The sequence below is a fragment of the Nonomuraea sp. NPDC050451 genome (assembly GCF_044458585.1).
In genome coordinates this window covers 15,480-29,227 of sequence record NZ_JBITHZ010000022.1, presented here as the reverse complement: position 1 = coordinate 29,227, position 13,748 = coordinate 15,480, and the positions used below count along the sequence as shown (strand labels likewise).

General features: G+C 72.4%; 9 protein-coding genes. 6 read left to right on the top strand and 3 right to left on the bottom strand.

The features are described from left to right. Positions 1-239: 239 nt before the first annotated feature. A complete protein-coding gene (locus ACIBI9_RS43490) occupies positions 240-896 on the bottom strand; it encodes a class I SAM-dependent methyltransferase (protein WP_397231597.1) in 657 nt (218 codons plus the stop codon). Between the two features lie 132 nt (positions 897-1,028). Between ACIBI9_RS43490 and ACIBI9_RS43485 the strand changes: the two genes are divergently transcribed. Next, positions 1,029-2,837 (top strand): protein kinase, encoded by a 1,809-nt coding sequence (locus ACIBI9_RS43485; RefSeq protein WP_397231595.1) that lies wholly within the window; start codon positions 1,029-1,031, stop codon positions 2,835-2,837. Then, on the top strand, positions 2,834-4,624 hold the full coding sequence (locus ACIBI9_RS43480) for a serine/threonine protein kinase (protein ID WP_397231593.1): 1,791 nt from the start codon (positions 2,834-2,836) through the stop codon (positions 4,622-4,624). The genes ACIBI9_RS43485 and ACIBI9_RS43480 overlap by 4 nt, the downstream gene beginning before the upstream one ends. On the opposite strand, the gene ACIBI9_RS43475 is transcribed toward ACIBI9_RS43480, so the two are convergent. Beyond that, entirely contained in the window at positions 4,621-5,463 is an 843-nt protein-coding gene (locus ACIBI9_RS43475) for an SDR family oxidoreductase (RefSeq protein WP_397231591.1), read from the bottom strand. The genes ACIBI9_RS43480 and ACIBI9_RS43475 overlap by 4 nt on opposite strands. Positions 5,464-5,550: 87 nt before the next feature. Here ACIBI9_RS43475 and ACIBI9_RS43470 point away from each other — a divergent pair, with 87 nt between their 5' ends. The 3 genes from ACIBI9_RS43470 to ACIBI9_RS43460 all read left to right on the top strand — a co-directional run bounded on the left by ACIBI9_RS43470 (position 5,551) and on the right by ACIBI9_RS43460 (position 8,858). After that, positions 5,551-6,291, top strand: coding sequence for a hypothetical protein (locus tag ACIBI9_RS43470; RefSeq protein ID WP_397231589.1), 741 nt, complete (start codon positions 5,551-5,553; stop codon positions 6,289-6,291). A gap of 228 nt (positions 6,292-6,519) precedes the next feature. Beyond that, a complete protein-coding gene (locus ACIBI9_RS43465) occupies positions 6,520-7,902 on the top strand; it encodes a phenylacetate--CoA ligase family protein (protein ID WP_397231587.1) in 1,383 nt (460 codons plus the stop codon). Then, positions 7,899-8,858 (top strand): hypothetical protein, encoded by a 960-nt coding sequence (locus ACIBI9_RS43460; RefSeq protein ID WP_397231585.1) that lies wholly within the window; start codon positions 7,899-7,901, stop codon positions 8,856-8,858. Before ACIBI9_RS43465 ends, ACIBI9_RS43460 begins: the two co-directional genes overlap by 4 nt. 15 nt (positions 8,859-8,873) lie before the next feature. Here the strand turns inward: ACIBI9_RS43460 and ACIBI9_RS43455 are convergent, their stop codons facing one another. Beyond that, positions 8,874-11,831, bottom strand: a complete 2,958-nt coding sequence (locus ACIBI9_RS43455) for a BTAD domain-containing putative transcriptional regulator (protein ID WP_397231583.1) — start codon at positions 11,829-11,831, stop codon at positions 8,874-8,876. A gap of 98 nt (positions 11,832-11,929) precedes the next feature. On the opposite strand from ACIBI9_RS43455, the gene ACIBI9_RS43450 reads away from it, so the two are divergent. Further along, complete coding sequence (locus ACIBI9_RS43450; RefSeq protein ID WP_397231581.1) at positions 11,930-13,729, top strand: glycoside hydrolase family 15 protein; 1,800 nt, start codon at positions 11,930-11,932, stop codon at positions 13,727-13,729. The last annotated feature ends 19 nt before the right edge of the window (positions 13,730-13,748 follow it).

The window sequence follows — 13,748 nt, the reverse complement described above, 5'->3', positions numbered from 1 at the left end:
TGCGGCGAGGTGGCGGGTGTCGGGGGCGGCGGGGTGACGAACGTCGGCTGCGGCGAGGTGGCGGGGGTCGGGCGTGGCGGGGGTGAGTGGGTGGGGGGCGGTTGTGGTTTGGCGGGTGCGATCGGACACCGTGCCCCCTTTCGATGCGCGTGTGGCATCGGCACTCGGGCCTGGTCGCCGGTGCCGGTCCGAAGATTTCGGGGACACTCTGCCAGGCACCACCGACAGTTCCGGGGTGGTCAGGTCGGTGCGTAGTGGGCGTTGACGGCGGGTTGGCCGGTGTAGTTGGGGCCGGCCTGGTCGTCCGCACCCAGGTAGCGGTATGGGAGGTCGAGGCGCTTGCGGCCCCGGCAGCTGATCCTTCTGGTGCGCCCGTCGTACGTCATCCCTTGTGAGCGCAGGGCGGCGGTCAGGCGGCGGCCGGCAGGGGTGCCGTCCGGGAGGCGGATGCTCCGGGTGTCGAAGTTCGCGACCAAGAGGCCGTCTTCGGTGAGCCAGTCGGCGGCCTTGGCCAGGAGCGCGAGCTTGTCGCCGATGTAGTGGAGGCCGTGCACGCAGGTGATGAGGTCGAACGGGGCATCGGGGTGCCAGCTGGCGGCGGAGGCGGCGATCAGTCGCAGTTGTGGCGGTCTCGGCGGGCAGGCGAAGAGATCGACCAGGTCCACGCCCACGATCTCGGCGTCCTGTCCGAGCAGTGCGGCGGCCTCGTTGAGGGCGTTCGCCGTGCCGCAGCAGAGGTCCGGCCAGCGCGCCGGTCGGGCTTCCGTGGCGTGGAGCACGTCGACGACGTCGATGCCGAGCTCCCGGTTGTAGGAGGGGAGGCGGCGTTCGCGGTTCATCAGGCTGTTGGCCACGACGGGCGAGTCCTCCAGCTCGTCGTCCGTGGTCAGCGGCATGATCACACCCTTCTGGCCGCGCCCCGGGTAACCGGAAGGTTTCCGACAGATCCGGAACTTCGCCACAAATCCGTATGCAGTCGCTATCGTACGTAACGATCAACCGCCCCCGTCTCAGGAGTCACTTCTCTCATGCCGCAAGTCGAACCGCTGCGGGAGGATGACCCGGCGACAGTAGGGGCATACCGCCTGTTCGGCCGGCTGGGCGCGGGCGGCCAGGGGACCGTCTACCTCGCGCAGGCTCCCGACGGAAGTCCCGTGGCGGTCAAGGTGCTGCGCGAGGGTTCGGGGTTCGACGACAGGCTGGCGAAGGAGATCGCGGCCGCGCGGCGGGTGGAGCCGTTCTGCATCGCGCAGGTGCTGGACGCCTCGCTGAGCGGCCCACGGCCGTACATCGTGACCGAGTACGTGGACGGCCCCTCGCTCCAGCAGGCCGGTCGCCACAGCGGGGCCGACCTGCAACGGCTCGCGGTCGCCACGGCCACCGCGCTGGCTGCCATCCACCAGGCGGGCATCGTGCACCGGGACTTCAAGCCCGCGAACGTGCTGCTCGGTCCCGGCGGGCCACGCGTCATCGACTTCGGCATCGCCCGGGCCATGGACGACGCCCTCACGCACACCAGCAGCATCGTCGGCACGCCCGCGTACATGGCGCCCGAGCAGTTGGCGGGGCAGTCGGTGGGACCGGCGGCGGACGTGTTCGCCTGGGCGTCGGTCATGGCGTGGGCGGCCAACGGGACGCCGCCGTTCGGGCAGGACACGCTGCCGGCCATCATCAACCGCATCCTCCACAACGAACCCCAGCTCGGCGACCTCCCGCAGCCGTTGAGGGGCATCGTGTACGACTGCCTGGCCAAGGATCCGCATGCCCGGCCGACGATGCGGGACGTCATCCTGCGGTTGCTGAGTGGGCAGAACTCCGCAGGAGGTCAGGGGCCTCAGGCGCAGGCGCAGGCTCAGCAGTACTTCCAGATGCCAGGGCAGGGTCCGATGCCTGGAGTCCCTCAGGGGGCGGGGCCCGGTCCGACGCCAGGATCCGCGTGGAGCCCGGTGCCAGGCCAAGGGTCGGTGCCGGGGCAAGGGCAGGTGCCGGGGCAAGGGCAGGTTTTCGGGCCTGGGAACGGGCCGATGCCGATGCAAGGGCCGGTGCAAGGGCCGATGCACGGGCAGGGGCCGGCTCCTGGGCCGGGGCATAGTCCGATTCCCGGCCCGAGGCAGGGGTCGATGTCTGGGCCGGGTCAGGGGTCGAGGCGGCGGGGGGCGGCTGGGCGGCGGGTTGTGCTTCCGGTGGCCTTGGGGGTGTCGGGGGTCATGGTGGTGGCGCTGGTCGGCGGTGTCGTCTGGCTCGCTCCCTGGTCGAAGCAGCCCGGCCAGGCGTCGTTCGCCGCCGATCTGCCCAGCCCGTCCGCCACCACCACCCAGACCACGGATCCTCCAGCCTCAAAGACGTCACCCCGGAAGACCCCGAAGACCACCCCCAAACCCGCCCAGAAGAACACTCCCAAGGCGACGCCCACACGCACGACACCGTCGGCGACGCCCACTCCCAAGCGCACCACGGTGCGCCCGACCGTGACTCCCACCCCCACCAAGACCACCAAGAAGCCGGTCACGAGCGCCAGGACCAGCATCCTCGAGATCGAGCTGTTCGGCGGCCCCGGCCAGAGCCAGGGAAGCGGCTGCTACATGCCGCCGGTCCACTTCCAGACCAACGTGGAGTCGACCCGGCAAGAGGTGTGGGTGTCCTACACGTGGCTGTTGGACGGCAAGGCGGTCTCACGGAACAGGTCGTGGGTGTCCAAGGGCGGGTACACCGCGTTCGCGTCGACCTCCGGCCAGTACATGCTCAAGGCCGGGCGCCACACGGTCGCCCTCAAGGTCACCTCCCCTTCGGCGGCGCAGAAGAGCGTGTCGTTCAACGTCTGCGCCATCCCGACATGATGATGCCGGAGGCCATCGGCCCGTACCGGGTCGTCAAGCAGCTCGGCGAGGGCGGCCAGGGCGTGGTCTACCTGGCCACCGCCCCCGACGGCACCCGGGTCGCCGTCAAGGCGCTGCGCGAGGGGATGCCGGGTGACGGCCGGTTCGCGAAGGAGATCGCGGCCGCGCGGCGGGTGGAGCCGTTCTGCATCGCGCAGGTGCTGGACGCCTCGCTGGGCGCGCGGCCGTACATCGTGACCGAGTACGTGGACGGCCCCTCGCTCCAGCAGGCCGGTCTCCACAGCGGGGCCGACCTGCAACGGCTCGCGGTCGCCACGGCCACCGCGCTCGCCGCCATCCACCGGGCCGGCGTCGTCCACCGCGACTTCAAGCCCGCGAACGTCCTGCTCGGACGCGACGGGCCGCGCGTCATCGACTTCGGCATCGCCCGCGCCATGGACGCCGCGCTGACCCGTACCAGCAGCGTCGTGGGGACGCCCGCGTACATGGCGCCCGAGCAGTTCATGGGCGCCACCGCAGGTCCGGCGGTGGACGTGTTCGCGTGGGGGGCCGTCATCGTGTACGCGGCCACGGGCGCCCCGCCGTTCGGCAACGACTCCGTGCCCGCGGTGCTCAGGCGGATCCAGTACGAGGAGCCGCAGCTCGGCGGGGTGCCGGAGCCGCTGCGCTCGATCGTGTACGCCTGCCTGGCCAAGGATCCGGCGGCCCGCCCGGCCATGCAGGACGTCCTGTTCCAGCTGATCGGCGGGCAGGCGCCCCCACCTCCAGGCCGACCGGCTCATCCGGCCGCCCCAGCCCCGCCGGCCCCAGGCTCAGCGCCCCCCGGCTCAGCGCCCCTGCGATCAGGGCACGCGGGCCCAGCGGCATCTCCAGGCCCTGCGGCGTCTCCAGGCTCGGGGGCGTTTCCGGGCTCGGGGGCGTTTCCGGGCTCGGGGGCGTTTCCGGGCTCGGGGGCGTTTCCAGGTCCGGCCGCGTTTCAGGGAGGCCCCCCGCACGTGGCCGTCCCTGGTCAGGTGCCTTTCCCGGGCGGACCCCATGGGCCTGGCCCGAACTGGGGGCCCGCGCATCCCGGCGGGCCCCATCAGCCGCCGGTTTCCCACCTGCGGACCAACCCCGGACGGGCGTCCTCCGGCAACGGCCGCATCCTCGCGGTCCTGGCCGGCGTGACCGCGGTCGTCGTGACCGGCGCCGTGGCGGCCGCCTGGGCCTGGGCCCCGTGGTGGCCCGGCCGGGCCACCACCGCCAACCTCGTCACGGCCTCCACCCCGACCGTCTCCGACTCGGGCGCCAGGGCGAAAGAGCCCACCAAGACCGCCAAAACCCCCAAGACCTCGAAAACTCCCAAGACCTCCACGACCCCCAAGGCCACCACCACGACGCGCCCCACCGCGGAGCCCCCCGTCAGCCGAACGTCCAGGCCCACCACCACGCCCACCACGAAGCCCAGCACCTCCAAGCCGACCGCGACCAGCGGCGGCGGGGTGAAGTCGGTGACCTTCAGGTACGAGGGCTACAAGCTGAGCGACTGCTGGCGCAATGACACGAACATCTGGGCCACGGTCTCGGCCTCGGGCACCTACAGCTACCGGTGGCTCGTCAACGGCCAGAACCAGGGCAGGCAGGAGGGCACGTCCTCGTCGAAACCCCTGCTGCCGTCCATCACGTGGAAGGGCGCCGGCACGTACAACATCGTCTTCGAGGTGGTCACCCCGACGAGGTTCACGAAGAGCACGACGGTGAAGATCTGCAGCAACAGCGAAAGCTGGGGCGAGGAGTGGCCGGACTAGCCTCGGCCCTTGGCCAGGAGCTCCTCGAACGTGGTCGCGGGGTGCCCGGTGAGCGTGGGGATCGCGTCGCCGACCCCCTCCAGCTCACCGGCGGCGATGGCCTCGTACGTCGACACCCACGCCGCCACCTGCCACGCGGGCGCGTCATAGCCACGGCGGGACTCGTACGCCTCGTCGACCGTCTCCGCGTGGTACGTGATCGCGCGTCCGGTCGCCCTGGTCAGCGTGGCGGCCACCTCGTCCAGCGTCAGGGCCTGCGGCCCGGTGAGGTCGTAGGTCGCGCCCTCGTGCGCGCCCGGGTCCAGCAGGACCGCGGTCGCCGCCTCCGCGATGTCGTCCTGGGCCACCGCCGCGACCCGCCCCTGCCCGGCCGGGCCGCGGATCACGCCGTCCTCCCCCACCATGCCCGGCAGGAAGTCGGCGTACAGGTTGTCACGCAGGAAGGTGAAGGGCAGGCCGCTGTCGCGAATGTGCTGCTCGGTGGCCCAGTGGTCGCGCGCCAGCGTGAACGTGGCATCCGGGGCGGCGCCGTAGAACGAGATGTACACCAGGTGGGCGACACCGGCGTCGCGGGCGGCGTCCACGAACGTGCGATGCCGGTCGAGGCGGTCGGCGCTCTCCGACGCGGACACGAACAGCACGGTCGAGGCCCCTTCGAGCGCCCGCCGCACCGCGCCGTGATCCCCGTACTCGGCGCTGACCGCGGTCGCGCCCGCGAGCGGGGCGACGCGGTCGGCCTGCCGTGAGACGAGCCGCTGCTCGACCCCGGCGGCGGCGAGCAGCGCGGCCACCCGCCCGCCGAGGCGGCCGGTGGCACCGGTGGTGACGATGAAGCCCATGCCGTCACCTTATTGCGCCCGGAGCTGTCAACCAGGCGTCCCCGCGCCCCGTCTCCTCATGGTCCCCATCCGTCGCAAGGAGTCGCCGTGCGTGTTCTGCTGCTCGTCCCAGCCGCCACCCTGTTGCTCTCGTCCGCCTCCGCCGGGGCAGACGTCGTGGAGTACGCCTGCAAGGTCAGCGCCACGGGCGAGACGCAGGACGTGAAGGTCCAGGTCGAGCTGACGGTGCCGACGGACGCGCAGGTGGGCAAGGAGATGGCCATCGGCTGGCACGGCTCGTACGTCGAGGGCTCCGAGTTACGCGCACCCGCCACGGGCCTGGAGGACGACCTCAACCTGTACGCGTACGCGGGCATCAGCGGCATCGACAAGCTGACGTCGGCCACCGGCGTCGCGGCGATCGGGCCGATCATCCCCGGGGCACCCATCCCGCTCCCCGCGACGACGGTCAACATGAAGACGACAGCCAACAAAGCGGGCACCGGTACCGTTCACGCGGCCTCCATCAACTTCGGCCCTCGCCCCAGCGAGCGCGTGATCGAGTGCGAGGTCAAGAACGAGGACGCCCGGACGGAATACCCCCTCACCATCCCCGGAACCGGCGAGACCACGAGCCCGAGCCCCGGAACCGACGAGACCACCAGCCCGAGCGCCAGCCCCACCGAGACGGCTACGAAGACCAGCACCCCCGCGGGCGGAGCCGACACGGGTGGCGGTGGTGAGGCGGGGCCCGACGGGCGGGTGCTGGTGGCGGTGGGGTCCCTGCTCGTCCTCGCCTCCGCAACCGGCCTGGTGCTGCGGCGACGCCGGCTTGTAGCGGGCTTGTAGCGGCCCTGTAGGCCCCGGGCTGATCGTTTACGGCAGAGGGGCGCGAGAAGCCCCTCGTCCCGCACAACGAGGGAGAGTCCCATGGTCAAGACCGTTCGCCGGTACGCCAAGTACGCCATCAGCACGCTGTCGACCGCGGTTTTCGTCCTCAACGGCTGACACCCGGGTGTCCCCCGGGCGCTCCGGGCCCGGGGGACACACTGCACCATCGCGACAGGAGGGCGAGGCGTGTTCGGCACAGCGGTGCGGCAACTGGGCTACGCGTGGACGATGATGTCCGGCCGCAGGTTCCGGATCAAGGACGTGCGGGCGCTGGTGGAGGACACGCGGGCGACCATGGAGGCGTTCGGATCGCCCGGTGAGGGCTCCGACGACATGCTCGCCGCCGCCGACCCGGAGATCCAGGAGGACCTCACGAAGCGGCGCCTGCGCCGGACGATCAGGCACGCCCGCGCGGAGGTCCCGTACTACCGCGGTCTCGAGTCGGACGACCTGGCCGGCATCGCCCCCACCCCGAAGCAGGCACTGCGCGGCATGTCCGCCGCGTTCGTCTCCGAGCTGGCCCGTCCCGCCGTGCTCGCGCACACGACCGGCACGACCGGCAGCCCCACGCTCGTGTGGTTCTCCGCGTACGAGATCGAGCTGATGTCGTCGATGGCGGCGCTCGCCGCGATGCTGAACGGCGGCCTGCGCTCCGAGCACCTGTGGGCCAACGCCATCAGCTCCCGTTCCATCGCCCAGATCGTGGCCGAGCGGGCGGTGCCGATGACGGGCGCGGGCTTCGTGCACCTCGGCATGATCGACCCGCGCGCCACCCTCGACCGGCTGGCCACCCCGATGCACGTCCCCGGCAAGCAGCCCCTGATCACGCACCTGAACGTGACCGCCTCCTACCTGGCCGCGCTGGTGCAGGAGGCCGAGCGCGGCGGCTGGAGCCCGCGCGACTTCGGGCTGGTCGAAGTGACGTCCGGCGGCGAGGTGCTCACCGACGCGCTGCGCCTGCGCGCCGAGGAAGCCCTGGGAGCCAGGGTCTACGACGGCTACTCCATGACCGAGGTCGCGCCCGTCACCGGGCGGGTCTGCGACGACGGCCACCTGCATCTTCCGTCCGACCAGGGCCTGATCGAGGTGCTCGACCCGGTCACCATGGAGCCCGCCGGGCCGGACGCGCTCGGCGTCCTGGTCATCACCCCGTACTCCACCTTCCGTGACACCACGCTGCTGCTCCGGTACGTCACCGGTGACCTGGTCAGAACCCTGCCCGAGCCGCCCACGTGCGCCCTGGCGGCGATCCCGGCGACCTCCCGCATCCTGGGACGCGCCGTGGACGGCGACGTGACCACCCGTGACGTGCTGGACCTGCTGCAGGCCGAGCACGCGCTGCCGCTGCCGACCAGGTTCGCGGTCGAGGACGGGATCCTGCACGTCGTGTCGGGCAAGGACGACCCGGCGCTGCTCGGCCGGCTGGAGGAGCGGGCCGCCGCGACGGAGCTCAAGGGCATCGTGCTGGTCGAGAGCCCCGACGACCTGCCGCGCCCCTGCCACGTCCGGGCGGACCTGATCGAGCAGAGCTTCGAGCACGCAGTGCACCTCCCGATCGGAGCCCGATGACCGCGCACGTCCTGGGCCTGCACACGCTCATCGCGCTGACCGTCGCGCTGGCGGCCCTGTTCCTGTCCCGGTACGAGATCCCGCGCCCGCCGGTCGGCAAGTTCGTCGGGTCCGACATCGCCGTCATGATCGTGGCCCTGGTGGCGATGCCGTTCGCGTACCTGCACATCCCCGTCGGCATCGTCGTGACGATCTTCGGCGTGGTGGTGTTCACGCTCGCGCAGCTCACGCTGGCGCCGGTGCTCGGCGGGCGGACGGCGGCGATCGCGGCAGCGGTGCTGTGCGGCGGCGACGTGGCCGCGTACTTCGCCGGCTGGGAGCCCGCCGTCCTCGTGCTGAACGACGTGGCGGTGATCCTGCTCGTCGTCGGCGTGGTCAACCTCTGGGTCCAGACGGCCGTCACCCCGGCCCAGGTGGCCGCCCTGGCCGCCGCCCTGACCTGCTACGACACGCTCGCCACCGGGCTCAGCTCGCTCACGCTCGACTTCGTGGCGCGGCTGGACGGGCTGCCGTTCGCGCCGGTGCTGGCCACCCGCTACGGCGCCGACGCCTCGCTCGTCGGGCTGGGCGACTGCCTCATGCTCACGTTGTGGCCGCTGGTGGCGTACAAGAGGTACGGCAGGGTCGCCGGCTGGCTGGCGGCCGGGATCGACGCCGCGCTGCTGGCCGTCGCGGCCACGGCCTTCCTGTCCGGGAGCGGCGCGATCCCGCTGCTGACCCCGCTCGGCCCGCTCATCGTCGCGCAGTGGCTCTTCTGGCGCACCCGCCCCGTGCCGGCGCCGTCGCGGCCGGTGGTGGAGCGGGCGCTGGGCGACGTGATCCCGGCAGGCGTGTGGGTGGCGCTGGCCGACGGCGAGATCGTGGGCGAGGGCCCCACACCGGGAAGCGCCCGGCGGGCGGCGCGGCAGTCGGGCCTCGAAACCGTCCCCGTGGTGCGGCACCGCCCGGCCGAGTAGGGCCACCCGGTCGGGTCAGTCCTGGTCCGCGCTCAGGAAGGTCTCGACCTGTGCCCGTTCCGGCCCGCTCTCGAACAGCTCGGCCGACTCGCGCCACACCGCCGCCGCGCACGGGTGCTCCCCCAGCTCGGCGTACGCGCGGCCGAGCTCCCTGAGCACGCGGGCCCGCCAGGTCGGCGGCCCGCCGGGCCCGAGCCCGTCGCGGGCGGTGACCAGCAGGCCGAGCGCCTCCGCGGCGCGTCCCTGCCGCAGCCGCACCTCGCCCAGCGCGTACGTGGCCAGCGCCTCCCCCAGCCCGTCCCCGCACTCGCGGAACAGCGACCTGGCCCGGTCGAGCGCCTCCACGGCCTCGTCGAACCGCCCGAGCGCCCCCAGCGCCTCGCCGAGCCTGCGCAACCCCTTGCTGGCCGCGACGCGATCCCCGATCATCTCGCTGATCACCAGGCTCTCCTGGTAGCACCACACGGCGTCGGTCACCTCGCCGTGCCGGTAGTGGGCGATGCCCAGGGCACGCAGCAGGTCGCCGCGGGCCCGCCGGTCCTCCCCCGCCTTGGCCAGCCGCTCCTGGCAGAGCCGGACCGCCTCGCCGTACCGGCCCAGCTCCATGTGGATGTAGACGGGCCACGTCCAGGCGTAGTCGAGCCCGCCCTCGTCGCCCAGCTCCTCCAGCAGGGCGATGGCCCGGTACGCGTCGTCCAGCCCCTCCTCGAACAGCCCCGCCCCGTGGAGGCAGGCCGCCCGGTTGATCAGCGCGTACGCGGCCCCGTGGGAGTCCCCGACCCGCAAACAGTCCTGATATATCCGGCGGAAGTGCTCCCCCGCCGACCCGTAGGCCCCGCGCGACAGCGGCACCCCGGCCAGCACCAGCTCGGCCCGCAGCGCGATCCGCTCGCTCGGCGCCGCCTCGATCACGATCCGCTGCAGCCGCTCCACGTCGTCGAAGAACCCCTCCAGGTTCAGGTACGCCGACAGGTGGTGCGCCAGCTCGGCCGCCTCCTCCGCCATCCCGAGCTCGACGGCCGCCGACACGCTGTGGACGAGCGTCCTGCGCTCCGCGGCCAGCCACGCGATCCCCACCCCGTCGCCCACCTCGTCCGGCCCCTGCGCCTGCGGGTACGGCGGCGCCGTCGGGATGGGCAGGTCTCTGGTGGCCGCCCTGAGCCGGCGCAGGCACTCCAGCACGTGCCGGGTCAGCGCCGCCCGCTGCTCCTCCAGGTCGTCCTCGACCCGGGCCCGCTCTTCGGCGTACACGCGTAACAGGTCGTGCAGCCGGTATCGCGGCTGCCCCGCCCCGTCGACCTCGCCCGAGTCGAGCATGCCCCTGGCGACCAGCGTCTCCAGCGCCGCGTCCGCCTCCAGCCCGGACGAGCCGAGCAGGGCCGCCGCCGACCACTCGGCGATGCTCCCCAGGTCGGCCAGCCCCAGCAGCCGGAACGCCCGCCGCGCCGGCTCCGGCAGGGCCGCGTAGCTCTCCCCGAACGTGCCCCGCACGTCCAGCCCGCCCACGATCAGCTCGTCGAGCCGCCGGTCCTCGAGCCTGCTGGCGAACACGCCGACCGGCCAGGAGGGCCGGATCGCCAGCCGCGCGCCCGCGACCCTGATCGCCAGCGGGAGCAGCCCGCAGGCCTTCAGGATCGCGCGCGCGGCCTCCGGCGCCGCGCGGAAGCGGGCCCCGCCCGCCACCTGCTCCAGCAGCAGCCGGGCGTCGTGCTCGCCGGGCAGGTCGAGCTGCAGCTGGGTGGCCCCTTCAAGGGCGGGCAGCCGCGACCTGGACGTCACCAGCACGCAGCTTCGCGCGGTGCCCGGCAGCAGGTGGCGCACCTGCGTCTCGTCCTGGGCGTCGTCGAGCACGATGAGCACGGCCATGTCGGCCAGGCGCTGCCTGAGCAGGCTCGCCCGCTCCTCCAGCGGCCCCGGGACCAGCGTGCCGTCCACGCCCAGCGAGCGCAGCAGCTCGCCGAGCAGGTCCTCGGGCCGCCGCGGGCCGGCCGCGTCCCGGCCCAGCCGCAGGAAGACCTGCCCGTCGGGGTGGTCGGCGCGTAACAGGTGCGCCGCGTGCACGGTGAGCGTGGTCTTCCCCACTCCGGGCAGCCCCGACACGACCACGATGGGCGGCGACATCCGCTCCGGCCGGGCCCGCGCGGCGGAGAGCAGCACGTCCAGCTCGGCCTTGCGGCCCACGAAGTCGGAGGTGTCGGCGGGCAGCTGGCACAGCGGCACGCGCGGGGCGGCCGTGGCGCTGGGCGCGGGATCGCCGGCCAGCAGGGCGGCGTGCAGGTCGGCCAGCTCGCGGCCCGGCTCGATGCCCAGCTCGCTGCTGAGCACCGCGCGGGCCTGGCGGAAGGCGTCGAGCGCCTCGCTGCGCCGCCCGGTCTTGTGCAGGGCCAGCATGAGCTGCGCCCACAGCCGCTCGCGCAGCGGGTGGGCGGCGACCAGCGTGCGCAGCTCGACCACCAGGTCCTCGCCGCCGAGCTCCAGCCGGACGTCGATCCACTCGGACCTGGCCAGGAGAAGCTGCTCCTCCAGCTCGGCGATCCTGGGCTCCATCGCGCTGCCGAGCCGGCTGTCCTCGGCGGGCCTGCCCCGCCACAGGGACACCGCCACCTTGTAGGCCTGCTCCGCGGCCTGGTGCTCGCCCGCCTGCCGCGCGCGCCGGGCCCGGCGTACGACCTCCTCGAACGCGAGCAGGTCGAGCTGGCCGGGCGAGAGCTCGCACGCGTACCCGGCGGGCTCCGTGCGCAGGCGGAGGGCGGTGCCGCTCACGACGCGGCGCAGCTGGGAGACGTACGTCTGGAGGTTGGCCACGGCCGAGCGCGGCGGGTCGTCCCAGACGGCGGCGACCAAGCGCTCGGTTGAAATCACGACGTTGGGATGGAGCAGCAGGACGCTGAGCACCGCGCGCTGCTTGGCGCTCAGCCGAACGGGCCCATCTGCGCCTTGTACGCGCAAGGAGCCCAGAATCGAGAAATCCATCGTGGCAATCTCCCCGAGGCCGTCCGGACCCACGACGCAGTACATCCCTTGCCGGATGTTTTGGCAACTGCCGACCTTGACGGGTCTAGTTTGATGTCATGGGATATCTGCCGATCGGCGAACATGGGCTGATCGGCGACCTGCGAACGGTCGCCCTGGTCGGCACGGACGGCACGATCGACTGGTACTGCTGCCCGCGCTTCGACGCGCCCAGCGTGTTCGGCTCGATCCTGGACACCGAGCGGGGCGGCTGTTTCGAACTGGCCGCCGACCTCGACATGCGGACCAAGCAGTTCTACATCCCCGACACGAACGTGCTGGTCACCCGGTTCTTCGCGGACGAGGGGATGGCCGAGGTCCAGGACTTCATGCCGGTCGTCGAGGAGGAGACGCACGAGGCCGACCGGCACCGGCTGGTCAGGCGGCTGGTGTGCGTGCGCGGCTCGCTGCCGTTCCGCGTGCTGGTCGCGCCCCGGTTCGACTACGCCGCGCAGGAGCACACCGTGCGCATGCACGACGACCGGGTCACGTTCGAAGCATCCGGGCTCTCCCTGACCTTGACCTCCACCGTGCCGCTGGAGAGCGACGGGCGTGACGTGCGTGCGCAGTTCACGCTCTCCGAGGGCGAGCAGGCCGTCTTCGCGCTCGACCGGACGGACACGGGGCTCGGCCCGAAGTCGTGCGCGTTCGCCGAGGCCGAGCGGGAGCTGACCGATACAGTCCGGTTCTGGCGGAAGTGGCTGTCCGGCTCCCGTTACCGCGGCAGGTGGCGGGAGATGGTGCACCGCTCGGCGCTGACGCTGAAGCTGCTCACGTACGCGCCGACCGGCGGCATCGTCGCGGCTCCCACCACGAGCCTGCCGGAGCAGATCGGCGGCCCGCGCAACTGGGACTACCGCTACGTGTGGGTGCGCGACGCGGCCTTCTGCGTGTACGCGCTGCTCAGGCTGGGCTTCACCGAGGAGGCCGAGGCGTTCATGAGCTTCCTGTCGAAGCACGTCACGCTCGGCCGCGGCGACCCGTCGGGCCCGCTGCAGATCATGTACGGCATCGACGGCCGCGTCGAGTTCCCGGAGCGCGAGCTCCCCCACCTGGAGGGCTACCGTGGATCGGCCCCGGTACGCGTGGGCAACGCCGCCGCCGGCCAGCTCCAGATGGACATCTACGGCGCGCTCATCGACTCCGTCTACCTGTACGACAAGTGGGGCCAGCCCATCTCCAGCGACCGCTGGGACGAGCTGTGCACGCTGGTCGACTGGGTCTCCGGCAACTGGGACCAGCCGGACGAAGGCATCTGGGAGACCCGAGGCGGGCGCAAGAACTTCGTCTACTCGAGGCTCATGTGCTGGGTCGCCATCGAGCGGGCCATGCGCATGGCCATCCACCGCGGGCTCCCGGCCGACATACCGCGCTGGCGCGAGGCCCGCGACGGCATCTACCGCCAGATCATGCGGCACGGCTATTCGGCCTCGCTGAACGCCTTCGTCCAGCACTTCGGCGAGGACGTGCTGGACGCTTCGGTGCTGATGATGCCCCTGGCCAAGTTCGTCTCGCCCATGGACCCGAAATGGCTGTCCACGCTCGACGCGCTCGCCGACGGGCTGGTCTCCGACGCGCTGGTCTACCGCTACGACCCCGAGGTCAGCCCCGACGGGCTGCAGGGCTCGGAGGGCACGTTCTCGATCTGCACGTTCTGGTACGTCGAGGCACTGGCCAGGGCGGGCCGGGTGGAGGAGGCCCGCCGGGTCTTCGACAACATCCTGAGCTACGCCAACCACCTGGGCCTGTACGCCGAGGAGATCGGACGCTCAGGGGAGCAGCTCGGCAACTTCCCCCAGGCGTTCACCCACCTGGCGCTGATCAGCGCCGCCTTCAACCTCGATCACGCCCTGGGTTGACGCGGTCCGCTCCGGCAAA

Excerpts from the sequence above, each read along its gene's own strand:
- ACIBI9_RS43460 (WP_397231585.1), top strand. The coding sequence starts at position 7,899 with ATGACCGCGCACGTCCTGGGCCTGCACACGCTCATCGCGCTGACCGTC.
- ACIBI9_RS43455 (WP_397231583.1), bottom strand. The coding sequence starts at position 11,831 with ATGGATTTCTCGATTCTGGGCTCCTTGCGCGTACAAGGCGCAGATGGG.
- ACIBI9_RS43480 (WP_397231593.1), top strand. The coding sequence starts at position 2,834 with ATGATGATGCCGGAGGCCATCGGCCCGTACCGGGTCGTCAAGCAGCTC.
- ACIBI9_RS43450 (WP_397231581.1), top strand. The coding sequence starts at position 11,930 with ATGGGATATCTGCCGATCGGCGAACATGGGCTGATCGGCGACCTGCGA.
- ACIBI9_RS43485 (WP_397231595.1), top strand. The coding sequence starts at position 1,029 with ATGCCGCAAGTCGAACCGCTGCGGGAGGATGACCCGGCGACAGTAGGG.
- ACIBI9_RS43490 (WP_397231597.1), bottom strand. The coding sequence starts at position 896 with ATGCCGCTGACCACGGACGACGAGCTGGAGGACTCGCCCGTCGTGGCC.
- ACIBI9_RS43475 (WP_397231591.1), bottom strand. The coding sequence starts at position 5,463 with ATGGGCTTCATCGTCACCACCGGTGCCACCGGCCGCCTCGGCGGGCGG.